Origin of the sequence: Bacillus sp. FSL E2-8887, assembly GCF_038007205.1 — a bacterium.
Classification (GTDB): domain Bacteria; phylum Bacillota; class Bacilli; order Bacillales; family Bacillaceae_G; genus Bacillus_A; species Bacillus_A mycoides.
The window spans coordinates 3,305,243-3,327,757 of the sequence record NZ_JBBOWS010000001.1 but is presented as its reverse complement, the minus strand read 5'-3'; the positions used below and the strand labels follow the sequence as shown (position 1 = coordinate 3,327,757).

General features: G+C 38.4%; 19 protein-coding genes. 14 read left to right on the top strand and 5 right to left on the bottom strand.

Annotation, left to right across the window (positions count from 1 at the left end):
• Positions 1–5: 5 nt before the first annotated feature.
• Together NSQ08_RS16880 and NSQ08_RS16875 are read left to right on the top strand one after the other, a co-directional pair.
• Positions 6–1,865 (top strand): PTS fructose transporter subunit IIABC, encoded by a 1,860-nt coding sequence (locus NSQ08_RS16880; RefSeq protein ID WP_002142789.1) that lies wholly within the window; start codon positions 6–8, stop codon positions 1,863–1,865.
• 348 nt (positions 1,866–2,213) lie between these two features.
• The gene (locus NSQ08_RS16875) at positions 2,214–3,179 is read left to right on the top strand and encodes an SH3 domain-containing protein (protein WP_340777128.1); all 966 of its coding nucleotides are present in this window, start codon (positions 2,214–2,216) and stop codon (positions 3,177–3,179) included.
• Between the two features lie 62 nt (positions 3,180–3,241).
• Here the strand turns inward: NSQ08_RS16875 and NSQ08_RS16870 are convergent, their stop codons facing one another.
• Positions 3,242–3,487, bottom strand: a complete 246-nt coding sequence (locus tag NSQ08_RS16870; protein ID WP_002033671.1) for a hypothetical protein — start codon at positions 3,485–3,487, stop codon at positions 3,242–3,244.
• Positions 3,488–3,668: 181 nt separating this feature from the next.
• On the opposite strand from NSQ08_RS16870, the gene miaA reads away from it, so the two are divergent.
• Positions 3,669–4,622, top strand: coding sequence for a tRNA (adenosine(37)-N6)-dimethylallyltransferase MiaA (gene miaA / locus NSQ08_RS16865; RefSeq protein WP_340777125.1), 954 nt, complete (start codon positions 3,669–3,671; stop codon positions 4,620–4,622).
• A 21-nt stretch (positions 4,623–4,643) separates the two neighbouring features.
• Complete coding sequence (hfq, locus tag NSQ08_RS16860) at positions 4,644–4,868, top strand: RNA chaperone Hfq (protein ID WP_000813896.1); 225 nt, start codon at positions 4,644–4,646, stop codon at positions 4,866–4,868.
• An 81-nt stretch (positions 4,869–4,949) separates the two neighbouring features.
• Here the strand turns inward: hfq and NSQ08_RS16855 are convergent, their stop codons facing one another.
• Together NSQ08_RS16855 and NSQ08_RS16850 are read right to left on the bottom strand one after the other, a co-directional pair.
• On the bottom strand, positions 4,950–8,861 hold the full coding sequence (locus NSQ08_RS16855; protein WP_340777123.1) for a Gly-Xaa-Xaa repeat protein: 3,912 nt from the start codon (positions 8,859–8,861) through the stop codon (positions 4,950–4,952).
• A 116-nt stretch (positions 8,862–8,977) separates the two neighbouring features.
• Positions 8,978–9,940 carry a tyrosine-type recombinase/integrase gene (locus NSQ08_RS16850; RefSeq protein ID WP_002128613.1) on the bottom strand — a complete coding sequence of 321 codons (963 nt, stop codon included), beginning with the start codon at positions 9,938–9,940 and terminating at the stop codon, positions 8,978–8,980.
• 113 nt (positions 9,941–10,053) lie between these two features.
• On the opposite strand from NSQ08_RS16850, the gene spoVK reads away from it, so the two are divergent.
• Positions 10,054–11,010: a stage V sporulation protein K gene (spoVK, locus tag NSQ08_RS16845; protein WP_002014481.1), complete on the top strand. Its 957-nt coding sequence runs from the start codon at positions 10,054–10,056 to the stop codon at positions 11,008–11,010.
• A 31-nt stretch (positions 11,011–11,041) separates the two neighbouring features.
• Here the strand turns inward: spoVK and NSQ08_RS16840 are convergent, their stop codons facing one another.
• Both NSQ08_RS16840 and NSQ08_RS16835 read right to left on the bottom strand, forming a co-directional pair.
• Positions 11,042–11,179: a hypothetical protein gene (locus NSQ08_RS16840; RefSeq protein WP_002087943.1), complete on the bottom strand. Its 138-nt coding sequence runs from the start codon at positions 11,177–11,179 to the stop codon at positions 11,042–11,044.
• Positions 11,180–11,278: 99 nt separating this feature from the next.
• On the bottom strand, positions 11,279–11,902 hold the full coding sequence (locus tag NSQ08_RS16835; RefSeq protein WP_002014478.1) for a trimeric intracellular cation channel family protein: 624 nt from the start codon (positions 11,900–11,902) through the stop codon (positions 11,279–11,281).
• A 92-nt stretch (positions 11,903–11,994) separates the two neighbouring features.
• On the opposite strand from NSQ08_RS16835, the gene hflX reads away from it, so the two are divergent.
• The 9 genes from hflX (at position 11,995) to NSQ08_RS16790 (ending at position 22,514) form a co-directional block, all read left to right on the top strand.
• A complete protein-coding gene (hflX, locus tag NSQ08_RS16830; RefSeq protein WP_340780181.1) occupies positions 11,995–13,266 on the top strand; it encodes a GTPase HflX in 1,272 nt (423 codons plus the stop codon).
• The gene (locus NSQ08_RS16825) at positions 13,259–14,530 is read left to right on the top strand and encodes a methionine gamma-lyase family protein (protein ID WP_002142781.1); all 1,272 of its coding nucleotides are present in this window, start codon (positions 13,259–13,261) and stop codon (positions 14,528–14,530) included. The genes hflX and NSQ08_RS16825 overlap by 8 nt, the downstream gene beginning before the upstream one ends.
• Before the next feature lie 173 nt (positions 14,531–14,703).
• Entirely contained in the window at positions 14,704–15,093 is a 390-nt protein-coding gene (gene glnR, locus NSQ08_RS16820) for a transcriptional repressor GlnR (RefSeq protein ID WP_002014475.1), read from the top strand.
• A 48-nt stretch (positions 15,094–15,141) separates the two neighbouring features.
• Positions 15,142–16,476, top strand: coding sequence for a type I glutamate--ammonia ligase (glnA, locus tag NSQ08_RS16815; RefSeq protein WP_002014472.1), 1,335 nt, complete (start codon positions 15,142–15,144; stop codon positions 16,474–16,476).
• Between the two features lie 270 nt (positions 16,477–16,746).
• Complete coding sequence (locus NSQ08_RS16810; protein WP_012261458.1) at positions 16,747–17,487, top strand: YveK family protein; 741 nt, start codon at positions 16,747–16,749, stop codon at positions 17,485–17,487.
• Positions 17,436–18,098, top strand: a complete 663-nt coding sequence (locus tag NSQ08_RS16805; RefSeq protein ID WP_002128609.1) for a CpsD/CapB family tyrosine-protein kinase — start codon at positions 17,436–17,438, stop codon at positions 18,096–18,098. The genes NSQ08_RS16810 and NSQ08_RS16805 overlap by 52 nt, the downstream gene beginning before the upstream one ends.
• Before the next feature lie 305 nt (positions 18,099–18,403).
• Positions 18,404–20,230, top strand: a complete 1,827-nt coding sequence (locus tag NSQ08_RS16800; RefSeq protein WP_340777107.1) for a polysaccharide biosynthesis protein — start codon at positions 18,404–18,406, stop codon at positions 20,228–20,230.
• Between the two features lie 32 nt (positions 20,231–20,262).
• A complete protein-coding gene (locus tag NSQ08_RS16795; protein ID WP_061689934.1) occupies positions 20,263–21,420 on the top strand; it encodes a glycosyltransferase family 4 protein in 1,158 nt (385 codons plus the stop codon).
• Positions 21,405–22,514 (top strand): glycosyltransferase family 1 protein, encoded by a 1,110-nt coding sequence (locus NSQ08_RS16790; RefSeq protein ID WP_012261455.1) that lies wholly within the window; start codon positions 21,405–21,407, stop codon positions 22,512–22,514. Before NSQ08_RS16795 ends, NSQ08_RS16790 begins: the two co-directional genes overlap by 16 nt.
• Position 22,515 lies beyond the last annotated feature (1 nt).

Sequence of the window (22,515 nt, the reverse complement as noted above, 5' to 3'; positions counted from 1 at the left end):
AATATATGAAAATTACAGAACTATTAAAAAGGGATACAGTCATTATGAATATGACAGCTTCAAATAAAGAAGCTGTCATAGATGAATTAGTTGAGAAATTAGACGGGGCAAATCGTTTAAATAGTAAAGCTGAATTTAAAGAAGCTATTCTAAAGCGGGAGTCACAAAGTACAACTGGAATTGGTGAAGGTATTGCTATACCTCATGCGAAGACGAATGCCGTTAAACAACCATCGATTTGTTTTGGTAGAAGTGTAAGCGGTATCAACTATGAGTCGCTTGATGGACAGCCTGCACATCTGTTTTTTATGATTGCTGCGAGTGAAGGGGCGAATAATACTCATTTAGAAACGTTATCTCGTCTCTCTACGTTATTGATGGATGAAGGGTTCCGCAAGCAATTATTAGAAGCAAAGGATGAGGATGAGCTTCTCCGTTTATTTGATGAAAAAGAGAATGAAAAAGAAGACGAAGAAGTTGAAGTAGCAAAGCCGGAAGGGAATGAGCCATACGTATTAGCTGTTACAGCTTGTCCGACTGGTATCGCTCACACATATATGGCTGCGGATAGTTTAAAAGCAAAAGCGGCAGAGTTAGGGATTGCGATTAAAGTTGAAACGAATGGATCAACAGGTGTAAAGAACGGTTTAACGAAAGAGGATATTGAACGCGCAACAGCGATTATCGTTGCGGCAGATAAACAGGTAGAAATGAACCGTTTCGCTGGGAAGTATGTCATTCAAGTGCCAGTAGCTGATGGTATTAGAAAAACTGAAGTCCTTCTTAATAGAGCTGTAAAACAAGATGCACCAATCTTTAAAGGTGTCAAAGAGAATGGGAAGGCAGAAAATGTAGAGAAAGAAAAAGGGCTAGGAATTTATAAGCATTTAATGAGCGGTGTAAGTAATATGCTTCCGTTCGTTGTTGGTGGCGGAATTTTAATTGCATTAGCATTTATGTTCGGTGGAATTAAGGCGGAAGGTCCTATTGCTGAAATATTAATGAATATTGGCGGTGGAGAAAAAGGAGCCTTTTTATTCCTTGTACCTATTTTAGCTGGATTTATTGCAAGTTCTATTGCTGATCGACCTGGTTTTATGCCTGGTGTTGTAGGTGGGTTTTTAGCAGCACAAGCGAATGCGGGATTTTTAGGTGGATTAATTGCTGGTTTCTTAGCTGGATATGTTGTTTTAGGATTGAAAAGATTATTTTCAGGATTACCAGTACAGTTAGAAGGAATTAAACCTGTTTTGTTATATCCAGTCTTTGGATTGTTGATTACAGGAGTTGTTATGCAAAAAGTAGTAAATCCGCCTGTAGTAGCATTAAATGAAATGTTAACAGGATGGTTAAATGGTTTGAACGGTACGAATGCTATATTATTAGGACTTATTTTAGGCGGTATGATGGCAATTGATATGGGTGGTCCAATTAATAAAGCGGCATTTACATTTGGTATTGCTGCAATAGAAGCACAGAATTTTGGAGTGCACTCAGCAGTTATGGCTGGTGGTATGGTACCGCCACTTGCGATTGCATTCGCAACCACATTCTTTAAAACAAAATTTACAGAAGCAGAACGTAAATCTGGTTTAACAAATTATATTATGGGAGCATCATTTATTACAGAAGGTGCGATTCCATTTGCAGCTGCCGATCCGGTTCGAGTAATAGTAAGCTGTGTTGTTGGTTCAAGTATCGCGGGTGCCTTATCTATGTTATTCCAAATTACATTGCCGGCACCGCATGGTGGATTGTTTGTTATCGCATTAGTGAATAAACCGTTGCTATACATTTTCTCTATATTAATTGGGACGATTGTTTCAGCTATTATGATAGGTGTTTGGAAGAAGAAAGTTAAATAAAAGATAAAAAGGGACAGCTAATAGGAGTTGTTCCTTTTTCGTTACAAAAAGTAATTTAATAATTGGATTATGATGGATTTTGGTAAAAGATGTAATGAAAAGTGATTTTTTTGTAACAAAAAAGTAATACTGTAATTTTTTCTGGAAAAAAATTCTTATACTAATTTGTGAGAAATATATGAAAACTATTGCTAATTTTGGTAGAAATACAATTCTTTAATATGGAAATTTATGTTACAAATCATTAATCGTTTATTACGAATGCTTTGTAATTGTGTGATTTTCGAAATTCTACAAAAAACTGTTGCTATAATGAGAACACGAAAACAAAGCAAATGGAGGCTATTCATGAAAAAATTATTAGGTATAGCAACAGCAGCAGTTTTTGGTCTTGGGATTTTTGCAGGTTCTGCTAAAGCGGAAACGATTGTAACAACAGATGTATTAAACGTTAGAGAAAACCCAACTGTAGAATCAAAACTTGTAGGTAAAATGTTAAGTGGAAATAAATTAGATGTTATAAATACAGAAAACGGATGGTCCAAAATTAAATTAGATGGTAAAGAAGCTTTTGTAAGTGCTGAGTTTACGAAAAGTTCTTATTATGTAACAGCAAACGTATTAAACATTCGTGCTGGAGCGAATACTGATTCAGAAATTCTTGGCACGCTTAAAAAAGATGACTTGATTGAAACGACAAATCAAGTACAAAACGAATGGTTACAATTCGAATATGGCGGGAAAGCGGCGTATGTTCACATACCATTTTTAACAGGTACAGCACCTGTTATTGAAAGAAAAGAAGTTCCAGCTCAAGATGAAGCGCCAACTAAGGTGAAAACGGCGGTTAAAAATGATACATCAGTTAAGGAGAAAGCGCCGGCTAAAAATGATACGGCAGTTAATGGAAAAGAATCAGTTAAAAGTGGAGCATCAAGTAAATCAGTAGCGCAAGCGAAGCCGGCAACTAAGCCAGTGGCGAAATCTACTGAAACAAGTGAACCTGCTGGTCGTGAAATAACAGTAGAAGCGACAGCTTACACAGCTCACCCGAGTGAAAATGGCACATATGGTGGTCGTGTGTTAACAGCGATGGGGCATGATTTAACAGCGAATCCAAATATGAAAGTTATTGCTGTTGATCCGAAAGTAATTCCTCTCGGATCAAAAGTGTGGGTGGAAGGATATGGAGAAGCAATTGCTGGAGATACTGGTGGCGCGATTAAAGGAAACCGTATTGATGTTTTAGTTGGTTCAGATAGCACTGCTGATAGTTGGGGGCGTAAATCCGTTAAAGTGAAAGTTATAAAATAATTTATTAAAATAAAAAACGGCTGCTTGAAAATGTCTAAGCGGCCGCTTTTTTTATATAAGAATTATTGAAAAGGGTAAATTGTTTTACCTGTAATAATTTTATACGCGGTGCAAAATTGAGTTTGTATATACTCTGTATTTTTATTTTCTGGATGTAACGTTGTTTCTTGAAGAGTAGAATGAAAGGAACGTAGTAAACAATTTAGTGCGAAGTATAATTCTTCTTGTGAACAATTTTGTTCTTTTGTAGCAGTAGCTAAAATAAGGTCTTTTATTAATAATGGAAAATCGATAGTCGCTTGTTTCATAGTCATTGCACCCTCTCCGAGCTATTTTTTATCATGTATATGCAGAATTGGACAAGCTATGCTCTTTTTTTTGTGTAATTTCATGTACTGGATTCAAAGAACTTGCAATCATGCCGTTAAAATTGGTAAGATTGGGTATAATCAATAGATGGAGTATATTACATAAAGAGAGTTGAATGATATGGGAGAAGTGCAACGTGAAAAAGTTGCTGTCATCATTGGGCCAACTGCTGTCGGAAAGACGAAATTAAGTATCGATCTTGCAAAAGCGTTGAATGGTGAGATTATTAGTGGTGATTCCATGCAAATTTATCGTACGATGGATATCGGGACTGCAAAGGTGACGACAGATGAGATGGACGGAATTCCACATTATATGATTGATATAAAAGATCCGGAAGATTCATTTTCTGTGGCGGAATTTCAAGAAAGTGTCCGTAAGTGCATTCGAGAAATTACAGAGCGCGGGAAATTACCAATTATTGTTGGTGGAACCGGTCTCTATATACAATCTGTTCTATTCGATTACCAGTTTACAGATGAGGCTGGGGACGCTACATACCGAGAACAGATGGAAAAGTTAGCATTAGAACACGGTGTGGAATATGTACATAAAAAGTTGCAAGAAGTAGATCCAGAAAGTGCGGAGCGTATTCATGCCAATAATGTAAGGCGTGTTATTCGGGCGTTAGAAATTTTTCACACGACGGGTGAAAAAATGAGTAACCAGCTCGAAAAACAAGAAAATGAGTTACTGTACGATGTTTCATTAATTGGCTTGACAATGGATCGAGAAATGCTATACGATCGCATTAACTTACGTGTTAACCTAATGATTGAACAAGGTTTATTAGAAGAAGTAAAAGGTTTACATGAAAGAGGAGTGCGAGATTGTCAATCTATTCAAGCGATTGGTTATAAAGAGATATATGATTATTTTGAGAATCGTGTATCTTTAGAAGAAGCGGTATCACAATTAAAGACGAATTCACGCCGTTATGCAAAACGTCAATTAACGTGGTTCCGTAATAAGATGGATGTCACGTGGTTCGATGTTACTGATGGTGAAAAAACGTCAGAAATTTTCCGATACATAGAAGGAAAGCTACAACTAAAGTCGAATAATAGTAAGTAGAGAAAAAGAGGAGGATTCGACATGAAGCAATCAATCAATATTCAAGATCAGTTTTTAAATCAACTCCGTAAAGAGAATACGTTCGTTACGCTGTACTTATTAAATGGTTTCCAGCTTCGTGGATTAATTAAAGGATTTGATAATTTTACAGTCCTGCTGGAAACAGAAGGTAAGCAACAGCTTATTTATAAACATGCAATTTCTACATTTGTACCACAAAAAAATGTTTCAATTGAATTAGAGTAGTAATGAATTATTGTACATAACAAAAAAAGAGCGAGTTTCTCGCTCTTTTTTTTATTTGTCATAAACAATAAATAGTGAAATTTAAGCGATTCTAAATACAGTAAGACGAATGTTAGTGTTTCCTGTTGCAGGGATCGTAATCTCGTTAAGAGTAGATTGGACAGAAATGTTTGCTCCAGCAGCTAATGTTTCGATTGTAGTAAATGAAAGTGAGTCGCCTATTAGATTTGAAGAGAAGTTGTCAGTAGCAACTGCTCCATTAATTGAAATTCCTACTCCAAGTGGAGCGCATCCTGGCGCAGTTGTAGAAATAGATACGCTAATTACATAAATACCAGCGTTAATAACAGTAACTGTATTTGTGCCGTTAAAGATAATATTGTTTACGTTAATTGCAGTACTAAAAATAAAGTTATTAAATTGGAGTACTGTTTGTTGGATGTTGTTTGTTACAACGATTGTTGCTACTGGGAAGCTAGGTCCAGTAGGTCCGGTAACTCCTATACCAGTAGCACCCGTTGGTCCTTGAACACCTTGAGGTCCGGTAGCACCCGTGTTACCTTGAGCACCTTGAGGTCCAGTAGCACCCGTGTTACCTTGCGCACCTTGAGGTCCGGTAGCACCCGTGTTACCTTGAGCACCTTGAGGTCCAGTAGCACCAGTGTTACCTTGAGCACCTTGAGGTCCGGTAGCACCCGTGTTACCTTGAGCACCTTGAGGTCCAGTAGCGCCCGTGTTACCTTGAACACCTTGAGGTCCGGTAGCACCAGTGTTACCTTGAACACCTTGAGGTCCAGTAGCACCAGTGTTACCTTGAATACCTTGAGGTCCAGAAGGTCCAGTAGGTCCAGGAGGCCCACCAGAAGGTCCAGTAGGTCCGGTAACTCCTATACCAGTAGCACCCGTGTTACCTTGAACACCTTGAGGTCCAGTAGCACCCGTGTTACCTTGAACGCCTTGAGGTCCAGTAGCACCCGTGTTACCTTGCGCACCTTGAGGTCCGGTAGCACCCGTGTTACCTTGAGCACCTTGAGGTCCAGTGGAACCAGTAGCACCTGTGTTACCTTGCGTACCTTGAGGTCCAGTAGCACCAGTGTTACCTTGCGCACCTTGAGGTCCGGTAGCACCCGTGTTACCTTGAGCACCTTGAGGTCCAGTGGAACCAGTAGCACCTGTGTTACCTTGCGTACCTTGAGGTCCAGTAGCACCCGTGTTACCTTGAACACCTTGAGGTCCGGTAGCACCGGTGTTACCTTGAACACCTTGAGGTCCAGTAGCACCCGTGTTACCTTGCGCACCTTGAGGTCCGGTAGGTCCAGGAGGCCCACCAGAAGGTCCAGTAGGTCCGGTAACTCCTATACCAGTAGCACCGGTGTTACCTTGAACACCTTGAGGTCCGGTAGCACCCGTGTTACCTTGAACACCTTGAGGTCCGGTAGCACCGGTGTTACCTTGCGCACCTTGAGGTCCGGTAGCACCCGTGTTACCTTGAGCACCTTGAGGTCCAGTGGAACCAGTAGCACCTGTGTTACCTTGCGTACCTTCAGGTCCAGTAGCACCCGTGTTACCTTGAACACCTTGAGGTCCAGTAGCACCCGTGTTACCTTGCGCACCTTGAGGTCCGGTAGGTCCAGGAGGCCCACCAGAAGGTCCAGTAGGTCCGGTAACTCCTATACCAGTAGCACCGGTGTTACCTTGAACACCTTGAGGTCCGGTAGCACCCGTGTTACCTTGAACACCTTGAGGTCCGGTAGCACCCGTGTTACCTTGAACACCTTGAGGTCCGGTGGAACCAGTAGCACCCGTGTTACCTTGGACACCTTGAGGTCCGGTAGCACCCGTGTTACCTTGGACACCTTGAGGTCCAGTAGCACCTGTGTTACCTTGAACACCTTGAGGTCCGGTAGCACCAGTGTTACCTTGAACACCTTGAGATCCAGTGGCACCTGTATTACCTTGCGCACCTTGAGGTCCAGTCGCACCCGTGTTACCTTGAGCACCTTGAGGTCCAGTAGCACCCGTGTTACCTTGAACGCCTTGAGGTCCAGTAGCACCAGTGTTACCTTGAGCGCCTTGAGGTCCAGTAGCACCAGTGTTACCTTGAGCACCTTGAGGTCCGGTAGCACCAGTGTTACCTTGAACGCCTTGAGGTCCAGTGGCACCTGTATTACCTTGAATACCTTGAATACCTTGAGGTCCAGTGGAACCAGTCGCACCAGTGTTACCTTGAACGCCTTGAGGTCCAGTGGAACCAGTCGCACCAGTGTTACCTTGAACGCCTTGAGGTCCAGTGGAACCAGTCGCACCAGTGTTACCTTGAACGCCTTGAGGTCCAGTGGAACCAGTCGCACCAGTGTTACCTTGAACGCCTTGAGGTCCAGTGGAACCAGTCGCACCAGTGTTACCTTGAACGCCTTGAGGTCCAGTGGCACCCGTGTTACCTTGCGCACCTTGAGGTCCAGTAGCACCTGTGTTACCTTGAATACCTTGAGGTCCAGTGGAACCAGTCGCACCCGTGTTACCTTGAATACCTTGAGGTCCGGTAGCGCCCGTGTTACCTTGAATACCTTGAGGTCCAGTGGAACCAGTCGCACCCGTGTTACCTTGAATACCTTGAGGTCCGGTAGCACCCGTGTTACCTTGAATACCTTGAGGTCCAGTGGAACCAGTAGCACCCGTGTTACCTTGAACGCCTTGAGGTCCAGTCGCACCCGTGTTACCTTGAATACCTTGAGGTCCGGTAGCACCCGTGTTACCTTGAATACCTTGAGGTCCAGTGGAACCAGTCGCACCTTGCGCACCTTGAGGTCCAGTGGAACCAGTCGCACCTGTGTTACCTTGAGCGCCTTGAGGTCCGGTAGCACCCGTGTTACCTTGAACGCCTTGAGGTCCAGTAGCACCCGTGTTACCTTGCGCACCTTGAGGTCCAGTGGCACCCGTGTTACCTTGAATACCTTGAGGTCCGGTAGCACCCGTGTTACCTTGAATACCTTGAGGTCCAGTGGAACCAGTAGCACCTGTGTTACCTTGAACGCCTTGAGGTCCAGTCGCACCCGTGTTACCTTGAATACCTTGAGGTCCAGTGGAACCAGTCGCACCTTGCGTACCTTGAGGTCCAGTAGCACCTGTATTACCTTGCGCACCTTGAGGTCCAGTGGAACCAGTCGCACCTGTGTTACCTTGAGCGCCTTGAGGTCCAGTGGAACCGGTAGCACCCGTGTTACCTTGAACGCCTTGAGGTCCAGTAGCACCCGTGTTACCTTGCGCACCTTGAGGTCCAGTCGCACCCGTGTTACCTTGAACGCCTTGAGGTCCAGTGGAACCGGTAGCACCTGTGTTACCTTGAACGCCTTGAGGTCCAGTAGCACCGGTGTTACCTTGAGCACCTTGAGGTCCAGTGGAACCAGTAGCACCTGTGTTACCTCTAGGTCCGGTCGCACCAGTAGCGCCCGTGTTACCTCTAGGTCCGGTCGCACCAGTAGCGCCCGTGTTACCTCTAGGTCCAGTAGGTCCAGTAGGTCCTCTGCCGAACGAAGCTGAATTAACTAGAGTAGTTTGTAACTCTGCAATTAATTTAAGGAGTTCTTGGAGTGTACAAGGATCAATTCGGAATAACTTTGTAATGTAAAGTAAATAATTAATTAAAATTTGAAGTTCAACAAATACAGCACTTGCTACGAAGGTTGGATTTTTTAATATAGTTATTAAGTTTTTAATGATGGCTAATCCTTGTGCTTTCAGAGCGGAAGTAGTGTCTAGTGAACAGATGAATTTGCTTAGTAGGTGCAATGTATCTATTAGATTCTCAATGTTTTTGGGAGATGGATTGGCGAAAAGTTTAGGGATTATTTTTATTAAATCGTTAATGATTGCACGGAATGTTCTAATTTGCGCTTTAGTAATTGGAATCGTTGGGGTAGTTGGAATTCGTCCAGCGCTAGTTGGAAAGCATGGATTGGAGTATTTATTTTGATTGTCGTTAAAGCGAGACATTAAATCTCTCCTTTCTAATAAGAATGTGAACGAAACTCATCATAGTAGATGCAGAGAGTAGTTAAATGGTCATAGTGAAATGGATTCTTTCGAGAAAAAATAAAAAAAACGCCTTATTATAGGGCGTTTTTTTTATTTTCAGCATATTGATAATATCGCTTTAGTGAAATTTTTGATTTGAAGCCAACTAATTTTATGATTTCTGGCTCTGGGGTTTGTTTTTTTATTAGGCGTAAAATAAACGTGTTCCGGAAATGTTGTCCAGAAATGCCTTTACGTAAATTGGCTCTTGCTACTTCAAGTCGGATCATTTTTTGGATAGCGATTTCTGTTAGTGCTTTTGGTGCATCGTTTTCGTATACCCATCTGTATGTTCCGCGGTTAAAATCGAATGCAACAAACAACGGGTCATTACTATGGTATTTAGGACGAACTGGTTCTGGAATACTTTTATAATATGTGTACAGTTGTTTTTTGTCTTCGATTGCTAATGTGATTGTTCTTTCTACTCCTGCGGTTGCTGGAATAGAAAGTGTATTAGTTTCAAAATGAACGTGATGCATAGTTAATGCTGTAAGCTCTTGTAAGGATAGTCCGTAGTCGATTAATATACTTAAAATGGCGATATTACGATCCATTAATAATGGACGAACGGGACGTTGTTTTTCTGAAAGTCCTTCTAATGAAGTGACTATATGCTTTAATCTTTTTTCTTCATCGGATGAAATGAAATCTTCATTACGCAATGCACGGTTTGGTTGAATAGTAATTTCCATATCATTCAATGGATTTGGAATGTTAAGAAAATGATGCATTCTATTTAATACAATAAATACACGATGCATTGTTTTCTCAGAGTAGTGTCGATTCTTTTTTAAGTCTGAAAAGTAATCTTCATAGTCTTTTGTACAAAGTGTTGCCCATATATTACTGGAAGGGAGCTTTTTGTTTTTTTCTAACCAATGTCCAAAATCTTCAATGTCATAAACATAACGTTTAATGGTTGAAGACTTTCGGCCTTTATTCAATAAAAAAATAGAAAAGGCTTGTATTGTATCATGGAATTCCGTTGTTTCCATAGTCCCACCACCTTGATTATTTCTTATATTATAGCAAACTTTTCTGAAAATAGGCATTTGCAAGAGGGACTGGAATAATAATATTTGGTGAGTGGATAAAATGAGGTGATTGTATGGAGCAATCGATGCGTAAGAAAAATAACAATCAAATTAATATTGTATTAAACCATCGAAAGAAAATTTCGTTACCGGCATCAGAAAATAAAACGGTAATTTCAAGTGAAACCACTACTAAACATGAGATGTTGCAGAGAATTGAAGAAGAGATGGGAAAGCTTGTTGGGATGGATGAAATAAAAAAGATAATAAAAGAAATTTATGCTTGGATTTATGTAAATAAAAAAAGGCAAGAGATGGGGTTGAAATCTGAGAAGCAAGTGCTTCACATGTTATTTAGGGGGAATCCCGGTACTGGGAAGACAACCGTTGCTAGAATGATAGGGAAATTGTTGTTTGAGATGAATATTTTATCGAAGGGGCATTTAGTTGAAGCAGAACGTGCTGATCTTGTGGGGGAGTATATCGGTCATACAGCGCAAAAGACGAGAGATTTAATAAAAAAGGCCATGGGAGGTATTTTGTTTATTGATGAGGCGTATTCTTTAGCGCGGGGGGGAGAGAAGGATTTTGGGAAGGAAGCTATTGATACACTTGTGAAGCATATGGAAGATAAGCAGCACGGTTTTGTATTAATTTTAGCTGGATATTCAAGAGAGATGAATCATTTTCTTTCATTAAATCCAGGGTTACAATCTCGTTTTCCATTTATTATTGAATTTGCGGATTACTCGGTAAATCAGCTGTTGGAAATTGGAAAGAGAATGTATGAGGAGCGTGAATATCAGTTATCTAAAGAAGCGGAGTGGAAATTTCGAGATCATTTACATGCGGTAAAGTATTCGTCGCAAATTACATCGTTTAGTAATGGGCGATACGTACGGAATATTGTTGAAAAATCGATTCGTACACAAGCTATGCGATTGTTACAAGAGGATACGTATGATAAATATGATTTAATTGGGATATCAAGTATGGATTTAATGCTTGAAGAGGAGACGCACAGTACGTAAACTGTGCGTCTGTTTTTATGCATAAGTTCGTTTACTCTTTTTTTGCTTTTTCTTGGTGAGTTTTATGAAGACGTTCCATTTTAGCGCTCTTTTCGTGCGCTGAATTTGGATCATGTCCAAATTGGTTTACTGAGCTTTTTTGAGCTCCTTTATTAACATGGTTTGTCATTTGCATTCACCTCGCTTTAAAAATTAGTATAAACATTATGTAAAGAAAAACTCGTTAGAAAAGAAAAACCTCTTTACGATATGTAAAGAGGTTAGATTGCTATTTATGCATTGAGCGCTCCTTTGTATCGATGCGTCTATGCGGTAAATGCCATTTGTAATGAATAGAAACCATGCGGAAGCAAACAATTAAAATGAATAAGGTGTATAGAGCCCAATCGCTAACGATGACTTTAGCGCCAATCAAAAAACCGGCTAAAATCGTCCAAAACGCATATACATCAGCTCGAAGGACGAGAGGTTTTCTACGTGCTAAAAGATCACGAATAATACCGCCGCCAATGCCAGTTAAAACAGCAGCTACAATTGTAGCGCTAATTGGTAAATTTAATTTTTGGGCGTATAGAGCTCCTTGTACGGCGAACGCTGATAAGCCGATGGCATCTGTGATGTTTTCCCACTTTTTCCAATGCTTAATTAATTTATTAGGAAAAAGAAAAATGATCGTCATTGATAATAGTGCGATTTGGAATAACATGTCTTGTTGCCAAAACGCGACGATTGGATAACCGATTAATAAATTACGAAGGGCACCTCCCCCAAATGCGGTTGCCATTCCTAAAATATATACCCCGAAAATATCATAATCCTCTTCCATTGCAACAATGGCTCCGCTTAGTGCGAAAGCGATTGTGCCTATGATGCTAAAAATCTCCCATGCCATGAATTTTCTCCCCCGCTAACTAGATGAAATGTGCTTCCTCTGCTATTATATTAGAAGGTTTAAATTTCGAAAAGGATGAGTGAACATATTTGATGGAAGAAACAGAAAAAATCATATTAGTTGGCTGTCAATTGCCACAAGATGATGATGAAAAATTTATGCATTCCATGAAAGAGCTTGCATCGCTAGCGAAAACTGCGCGAGCGGAAGTGTTAGTATCAACGACGCAAAAGCGCCCGAAGTTTCATCCGGCGACTTATATAGGAAAAGGTAAACTAGAAGAGCTTGCAGCGTTGACGGAAGAATTAGAACCAGCTGTTATTGTTTTTAATAATGAGTTAACACCAAGTCAAATTCGGAATTTATCTTCAGTATTAGATGCGAGAGTGATTGACCGAACGCAGTTAATACTAGATATTTTTGCGCAACGTGCGAAATCGAGAGAGGGTAAGCTTCAAGTAGAATTAGCTCAATTGCAATATACAATGCCGCGCCTTATGGGACAAGGTCTTGCTTTATCACGTCTTGGTGGTGGAATTGGTACAAAGGGACCAGGAGAGACGAAGCTTGAGACAGATCGTCGTCATATTCGATCTCGTATTGATGAAATAAAGAGACAACTTGCGGTTGTTGTGGAGCATCGAAAGAGATATCGTGAGAGAAGAAAAGATAATAAAGTGTTTCAAGTTGCGTTAATTGGGTATACAAATGCAGGGAAATCTACGTTGTTTAATAGATTAACGGAAGCTGATACGTTTGAAGAAAACTTATTGTTTGCAACGCTAGATCCGACGACAAGAAAGATGCCGTTACCTTCTGGTTATACAGTGCTTTTGACTGATACGGTTGGTTTTATACAAGATTTACCTACGTCACTAATTGCTGCTTTTCGATCTACGTTAGAAGAAGCTGGGGAAGCGGATGTTATTTTACATGTTGTTGATTCTGCAGATCCTAATTATGTAGGGCATGAGCAGACAGTAAAACAATTATTGTCGGACCTTGAAATTAATCATATTCCTATTATTACGTTATATAATAAAAAAGATAAATTGCATCAAAACTTCATTCCATTTCCGAAAAGTGATTTCTTAATGACTAGTGCTTTTGAAGAAAGTGATTTATTGCGTATAAAAGAAGCGCTAGAAACGAAGATGAAGGAAGAAATGAATGATTATCAAGTGGAAATCCCTCCGAGTGAAGGTAGGTTATTAACGCTTTTAAAGACAGAAACAATATTAACTAAAATGGAGTTTCTAGAAGATAAATTTGTATATGATTGTACAGGGTATATATTTGCTCATTCATCGCTTAAGGGGCAATTAAAGAGATTTTTAGTGGAAGAAGGAGAAAATAATGTTTGATCGTTTGAAAAATGGAGAAAAAATTGCTCCAATTGTAAAAGAAGTAGAAAGTCAAATTACAGAAGTACATAAACATGTGGATGAAGTGATTGAGAGTAACCAATTTCGTGTATTAGAAAGTTTTCGTAAACACAAAATTAGCGATTCGCATTTTATTCCGACGACAGGTTATGGTTATGATGATATTGGTCGTGACACGTTAGAAAAAGTGTATGCTGATGTATTTGGGGCAGAAGCGGGTCTTGTTCGTCCACAAATTATTTCAGGTACTCACGCAATTTCGACAGCTCTATTCGGTATTTTACGTCCAGGAGATGAACTGCTATACATAACAGGAAAACCATATGATACGTTAGAAGAAATCGTTGGTGTACGCGGAAAAGGTGTAGGTTCATTTAAAGAATATAATATTGGCTATAACGCAGTTCCGTTAACTGAAGAGGGATTTGTAGACTTTGAAGCTGTTGCAGCTGCGATCCATAGTAATACGAAGATGATTGGTATTCAGCGTTCAAAAGGATATGCTACTCGTCCGTCGTTTACTGTTTCACAAATTAAAGAGATGATTGCGTTTGTGAAAGAGATTAAACCTGATGTTGTTGTATTTGTAGATAACTGCTATGGCGAATTTATTGAAGAAGAAGAGCCATGTCATGTTGGTGCGGACTTAATGGCAGGCTCTCTTATTAAGAATCCTGGCGGTGGAATTGTTAAAACTGGTGGTTACATTGTTGGTAAAGAGCAGTATGTTGAAGCATGTGCATATCGTCTAACATCTCCAGGAATCGGTGCGGAAGCAGGGGCATCTTTATACAGTTTGCAAGAAATGTATCAAGGTTTCTTCTTGGCGCCGCATGTAGCGGGACAAGCGCTAAAAGGTGCGATTTTTACAGCTGCATTTTTAGAAAAGTTAGGGATGAATACATCACCAGCTTGGAATGCACCAAGAACAGATTTAATTCAGTCTGTTCAATTTGATGATAAAGATCGTATGATTGCGTTCTGTCAAGCGATTCAATATGCATCTCCAATTAATTCTCATTTCACTCCATATGCAAACTATATGCCGGGTTATGAAGATGATGTAATTATGGCTGCGGGGACGTTTATTCAAGGTGCAAGTATTGAGCTGTCGGCTGATGGTCCGATTCGTCCGCCTTATGTTGCTTACGTGCAAGGTGGGTTAACTTATTCTCATGTAAAGATTGCGATTTGTTCTGCGATTGATGCGTTAATTGAAAAAAAACTATTAACAATTTCTTAAAGGAAAGCTGTCGATTTCGGCAGCTTTTTTCGTGTGAAAGTAATGATTTGTGCCATTAGAAAAAAAATGAAAAAATCCACAAAAAATCATGTAAGAAAAGCTAACATCTATTGACACTAAACATAACATGGTATAAAATGAGAAACAGTTAAGGCGAAGGAGGAACTGAAACAATGAAAGAAGATAGACGTTCTGCTCCGCTGTTTCCAATTGGTATTGTAATGGATTTAACACAATTATCTGCACGTCAAATTCGCTACTATGAAGAGCATAATCTTATTTTTCCAACCCGTACAAAAGGGAATCGTAGATTATTTTCATTTAACGATGTAGATAAATTGTTGGAAATTAAAGATTTGTTAGATCAAGGCTTAAATATGGCCGGAATTAAACAAGTATTGCAAATGAAAGAAAATCAAACAGAAGCAGTGAAAGTAAAAGAAGAAACGAAAGAAATTTCAAAATCCGAGCTTCGCAAAATTCTTCGAGATGAACTACAACATACAGGTAGATTTAATCGGACCTCATTGCGACAAGGTGACATTTCAAGGTTTTTTCACTAAAGATAACTGATTCTGAAGGTGTTTAGAGGGACTAAGGAGGAATTTATAATGGCTAGGTACACAAAAGAAGATATTTTCCGTTTGGCGAAAGAAGAGAATGTAAAGTATATCCGTCTGCAATTTACGGACCTTTTAGGGGTAATTAAAAACGTAGAAATTCCAGTGAGCCAATTAACAAAAGCTCTTGATAACAAAATGATGTTTGATGGATCTTCTATTGAAGGTTTCGTACGTATTGAAGAATCTGATATGTATTTATATCCGGATTTAGATACTTGGGTAATTTTCCCTTGGACAGCTGAAAAAGGTAAAGTAGCTCGTTTAATCTGTGATATTTACAATGCTGATGGTACTCCGTTTGATGGCGACCCACGTAACAACTTAAAGCGTGTGTTAAAAGAAATGGAAGCATTAGGATTCTCAGATTTCAATCTTGGACCAGAGCCAGAATTCTTCCTATTTAAAGTTGATGAAAAAGGAAATCCAACATTAGAATTAAACGATAACGGTGGATACTTCGACCTTGCGCCGATGGATCTAGGGGAAAACTGTCGTCGTGATATCGTTCTTGAACTTGAAGAAATGGGCTTTGAAATTGAAGCATCTCACCATGAGGTTGCGCCAGGTCAACATGAAATTGACTTTAAATATGCAAATGCAATTCGCTCATGTGATGACATTCAAACATTCAAGCTTGTTGTAAGAACGATTGCTCGTAAACATGGTTTACACGCAACATTTATGCCGAAACCATTATACGGTGTGAACGGTTCAGGTATGCACTGTAACTTATCACTATTTAAAAATGGTGAGAACGTATTCTTCGATCAAAACGGTGATTTACAATTAAGTGATGATGCTCGTCACTTCATCGCAGGTATTTTAAAACACGCACCAGCATTTACAGCGGTAGCAAACCCAACTGTAAACTCTTACAAGCGTTTAGTACCTGGATATGAAGCACCTTGTTACGTAGCATGGTCTGCACAAAACCGTAGCCCATTAGTACGTATCCCTGCATCTCGCGGTATCAGTACACGCGTAGAAGTACGTAGTGTTGATCCAGCTGCAAACCCGTATTTAGTAATGGCTACATTATTAGCAGCAGGTCTTGATGGAATTAAAAACAAATTAACTCCGCCAGCTGCAGTAGACCGTAACATCTACGTAATGACAAAAGAAGAGCGTGAAGAAGCAGGTATCGTTGACTTACCAGCAACATTAGCGCAAGCGTTAGTTACTTTACAATCTAATGAAATCGTATGTGGCGCATTAGGTGATCATTTACTTGAGCACTTCATTGAAGCAAAAGAAATTGAGTGGGATATTTTCCGCACGCAAGTTCACCAATGGGAACGCGACCAATATATGTCTCTATACTAAGAGAGAAAAAAGCCCTAATACTACGGTATTAGGGCTTTTTCGTCATTTATCTACAGTGAAAAAACACGAATATTGTCGCATTTTTTTTAGTGTCATCAGGAAGTAATTTAGTGAAAATAATTTGTGTTGACTCGTTCTGTATAAAGAACTAAAATGGCATTAACTAGAAATGTTTGTATATTAAAAAGAATGAAAATATTGTTTTTTTTCTTAAGCTTTCGATGTCAATTTCAAGTTGAAGCTCATTGGTTTTAAATGAGGAGGGAAGTTATGGATAAGGAAATAAATTTGAAAAATCTATTTACTATTATACGGAAAAGAATTTGGATCATTCTATTATTTACAACTCTCACAACAGTAGCAGGAGCGATGTATACTATATATGTAAAAACACCATTATATGCCTCTTCAGCAAGAGTTATTGTTCAAGCTAATGCTGAAACGATGAATACATTGAAAGCGATGGTAAATGAGCCTGTAATATTAGAAAAAGTGGCTGCTGAATTGAATATTAACAGATCTGCAGGTGCATTAAGTGGACAAATAAGTACAGAAAGTGTGCAAGGGTCCCAGATTATGAGAATAAATGTAGTGGATATAGATCCTGTGCTTGCTCATAAAATTGCAAATACTACAGCCACTGTTTATAAGAAAGAAGTAGCGAATATACTGAATTTTAATAATGTGAGTATATTACCAGAAGACCCAGTTCAAAAACATTCTATGCCTATAAATATAAATCACCTTAAGACGATACTAATTGCATTCGCTATAGGTATGGTGCTCAGTATTGGATTCATTTTTTTATTGGATTCACTTGATGAGAGAATCAAATCGGAACGGCGAATTGAACAATTGTTAGATGTCCCTGTTTTGGGCGGAATATCTAAAATGAATAGAAAAAATGTGAAAGACAAATTCAGTAAAAAAAATACGGTATTATTGGGGGAGGGAACGGAGTGGCTTACAAAAATAGACGAAAAACAAATAAAGTTAAAGGAGAAAGTATAATTGTACATACCGCTCCAAGATCGAAAATTTCGGAGCAGTATCGTTCGCTTCGAACAAACCTTCAATTATCTTCATCTATTCATAAAAGCAGAACTATAGTTATAACTTCTCCGAGGTATGGTGAAGGAAAATCAACGATTACAGTTAATTTAGCAGTCTCAATAGCACAAAAAGGTGAAAAAGTATTGGTAATAGATGCAAATTTACGAACACCAACGATTCATGAAATGTTTGGAGTAGAAAATACAATTGGATTAATTGATATATTGAACGGAAAAACAACTTTAGAGGGCGCCGTGAAAAAAACAGAGATGGAAAGTCTGGATGTATTAACTAGCGGACCAGTACCATTTAATCCATCTGAAGTGCTTAGTTCAGATGCAATGGATATGTTAATTCAAAAGGCGCTGGAACGATACGATATTATATTATTTGATTCTTCTCCTGTACTAGAAGTAACGGATACGAGTGTATTGGCTGATAAATGTGAAGGTGTATTATTGGTGATCCGTTATAATCATACTGTGAATGAAGATGCGCTTGAAACGAAAAGGGCGTTAAGTTTTACGAAAAGTAGGATATTAGGTGCGATTTTGAATGGAAAAGTATAAATAACATAAATGTACTTTAGAAAAATGAATTTAATATCCTTATATCAGGATGTTCTTTATAAAGAATTTTTTAAAGGGATACGATGTGGTGATGTCTCCTTACCGCTATCAACGGAGGCACTCGATTATGCTGTGGGTTGTGAAAACAACCTTAGATGCGAGTCATCAAGAGTGTAATGTGAGGGAGGGTTAGATGCCCCTATTTTATTAAAGTTTCTAACTATGTGTTTTTAATAAAGAGAATATAGTTAGAAACTTTAAATTTGAAAGAGTTAAGTATGGAATTGATTAAAGGAGGAAGTTACATGACGTATCGGCGGAGGATATCGTTATTGCTTTTAATGGATTCAATGATTGTGTTAAGTGCTATTTTCTTTAGTTATTTCTTTGTAAATGCTAGCTTTAGTGTTATCACTTTATCATCAATTATTAGCTCTATCACTCTATTAGTCAGTCATCATTTATTTGCTTTAATATATAAGTTGTATAATAAAGCTTGGGAATATGCAAGTATAGGAGAATTACTCATTATATGCAAAGTTGTTACATTTTCTATAATTGCTACAGCAGTTGTGCAGCAACTAATCATGCCAAAAATGTATTTTCGGCTGTTAGTTGTAACTTGGATGATTCATATTTTATTAATTGGTGGTTCACGTTTTATATGGAGAATGTACAGAGATATTTATTATGTAAAAAAGGGTGATAAAAAAAGAACGTTAATTGTTGGTGCGGGATCTGCTGGGACAATGGTTGCAAGGCAGTTGTTGAAGAATAGTGCCGCTGAATTAATGCCAGTCGCATTTATCGATGACAATGCAAAAAAACATAATCTTGATATTTGGGGTATTCCAGTAATTGGTGGTATGAATCAAATTGAGTACACTGTTAAAAAACTGAATATTGAAATAATTATTTTGGCAATCCCCTCATTAAACAAAAGAGAGCAAAATGTTATTTTGAAAAGATGTTTAAAAACAGAAGTGAAAACTCAAATTCTTCCGATGTTAGAAGACTTAGTAACGGGTAAAGTATCGGTGAACGAATTCAGGGATGTTCAAGTAGAGGATTTATTAGGGCGTGATCCTGTAGAACTTGATGTGGATATTATTTCAGATTATATAACTGACAAGGTTATTTTAGTTACTGGTGCAGGAGGTTCAATTGGTTCGGAAATTTGTAGACAAATTGCAAAATTTAGGCCGAAAAAGTTGATTTTACTAGGTCATGGGGAGAACAGTATTTATTCTATAGAAATGGAATTAAACAGAAAATATGGAGATATGAAAGGCACGTTTATTCCTGAAATCGCAGATATACAAGATGAAAAGAAGATGCAATTAATTATGAGCAAACATCTTCCGAATGTTGTATATCATGCAGCTGCACATAAACATGTACCACTAATGGAGAATAATCCTGAAGAGGCTGTTAAAAATAATTTGATTGGAACTATGAATGTATCAGAGGCAGCGAGAGCACATGGAGTAGGAACGTTTGTTATGATTTCCTCTGATAAAGCTGTGAACCCGACGAGTGTTATGGGAGCAACAAAGAAATTAGCTGAGATGGTAATTCAACATAAAGATAAAATAAGTCATACAAAGTTTGTTACTGTACGCTTTGGGAATGTCTTAGGAAGTAGAGGGAGTGTTATACCTTTATTTAAGAAGCAAATTCAAAATGGTGGACCAGTTACAGTTACTCATCCTGATATGGTTCGGTATTTTATGACAATCCCGGAAGCATCAAGACTCGTAGTGCAAGCTGGTGCTTTAGCTAAAGGTGGAGAGATTTTTGTATTGGATATGGGAGAACCAGTGAAAATAGTCGACCTTGCCAAAAATCTTATTCGATTATCAGGAAATTCTGTGGATGAAATAGGAATAGAATTTACTGGTATACGCCCGGGGGAGAAACTTTTTGAAGAATTACTAAAAGAAGATGAAATGAATGAAAAGCAAATTCATCCGAGGATTTACGTAGGACAAGAAATGAATGTTCGTATAGAAGAAATTGAAGAGTTTATTTCAAGTTATACAGATTTAAACGAAGTAGAATTAAGAAAACGATTGTTAAAGTTAGTAAATCAGCGTAAAACTTTAAAACTGTTAATACCTGTATCAGGTTAATAGAAAAAATTTATATAAGACGGGTGCGTGGGATGGTGTCTAAAAAAGTTCTGTTTTGTGCAACTGTAGATTATCATTTTAAGGCTTTTCATTTACCGTATTTGAAATGGTTTTCAGAACAAGGATGGGAAGTACATGTTGCAGCGAGTGGGAATATACATCTTCCGTACGTAACTCGAAAATATAATATTCCTATTCAAAGGTCACCTCTTAGTATACAAAACCTCCACGCATATAAAAAACTAAAATCAATTATTGATCAAAATAAATATCATATCATTCATTGTCATACGCCTATGGGAGGAGTAATTGCTCGTTTAGCTGCTCAGAAAGCCAGGCGGCAAGGAACGAAAGTCGTATATACAGCACATGGATTTCACTTTTGTAAAGGATCACCGTATATGAATTGGTTGCTTTATTATCCAATTGAAAGAATTCTAGCTTCTCATACGGATTGTCTAATAACAATTAACCAAGAAGATTATGATTTAGTAGTTAAACATCGCTTTCCAGTGAGAGATATTAAGCTAGTTCACGGTGTAGGAATAGATGTACAACGGTTTACTCCTGTAACTGAAATTGAGAAACGAGAATTAAAGCTACAATGTGGCTATAAATCACAAGATTTTTTAATGTTTTATGCTGCTGAATTTAATAAGAATAAAAATCAAAACTTTTTAATCCATGTATTAGCACAATTAAAAAATGAAATGCCACATGCGAAGCTTTTGCTTGCTGGCGAAGGACCGTTAATGGAAGAGTGTAAAAAAATAGCTACTCAACTAGGAGTGACTAACATGGTTCATTTTCTCGGTTACAGAAATGATATAGCTTCCTTACTACAGATGTCTGATCTTGCAGTTGCATCTAGTTACAGGGAAGGTTTGCCAGTTAATATTATGGAAGCCATGGCTTGTGGACTTCCGGTTGTAGCTACTGATAACCGGGGACATAGGGAATTGATTATTAATAATAAAAATGGTTGGATTGTAGATCGTGATGATATAAAAGCAATGGCTGACAGGATAAAGGGTATTTCTATAAATCCTAAAGTATTAGCTCAGATGGGGCAGTATGGATGTACTAGTATTAAAAATCAATATTCAGTAAATGAAGTGTTAAAGGAGAAACAAGAAATCTATACAACATTTATGGGTGAAATGGAGGATTTAAATTGGGCACTCCATTAAGAGTATTACATGTAGTCGTAAATATGAATAGAGGCGGAGCGGAAACTTTAATTATGAATTTATATCGCAATATAGATCGTTCCAAAGTTCAATTTGATTTTTTAACATGTAAAGAAGGAGTGTTTGATGAAGAAATAGTAAAGTTAGGCGGGGAAATTCATAGAATTCCATATATCACAAACGTTGGACATAGAGGATATATAAAAGCACTGGATAATTTTTTCACCTCTCATCAAGAATATAGAATTGTACATTCACACATGGATAAAATGAGTGGATTTGTACTTCGTTCTGCTAAGAAGGCGGGAATACCGGTTAGGATTTCACATAGCCATAGTACAAGTAGTGAAGGCGGAACTATAGCGAAGATATATAAATGGTATGCAGGAGCATTTATTGTGCCATGTGCAACACATTTTTTAGCATGTTCAATTACAGCGGCAAAATGGTTGTTTGCTGATAGGGTAAGTACAACTGAAATTTTAAAGAATGGAATTGAATGTGATAAGTTTGCATTTTCTTCAGAAATTAGAGAACAAGTAAGAAAAGAACTGAAACTTCATAAGGATGCTTTTGTAATTGGACATGTAGGAAGATTTGCGTATCCTAAAAATCATACTTTTCTAATAGATATTTTTGTTCGATTAATAGAAACTCGACCGAAATCTATTCTTTTGTTAGTGGGAGATGGTCCTCTTCGATCAGAGATTGAGAAGAAAGTAGAAAAACTGAATATAAAAGGTCGAGTCAAATTCTTGGGGATACGAGATGATATCAATCGCTTGTTGCAGGCATTTGATATGTTTATTTTTCCGTCTATTTATGAAGGGTTACCCGTTACCCTTATTGAAGCGCAAGGGGCGGGTTTACCATGTATTATATCAGACACTATTACGCAAGATGTAGATCTGGGTTTGAATTTAGTTGAACAGTGCTCTTTGTTAGATGTAAGAGAGTGGACAGGGAAATTACAAAGTATAGCGGATAGGAAGATATCGAGGGGCATTGCACAATTTACGTTAGCTGAAAAAGGATACGATATAAAAAATATTACTGGATTCACTCAAAAATTTTATGTAGCAGTATCGAGGTGAT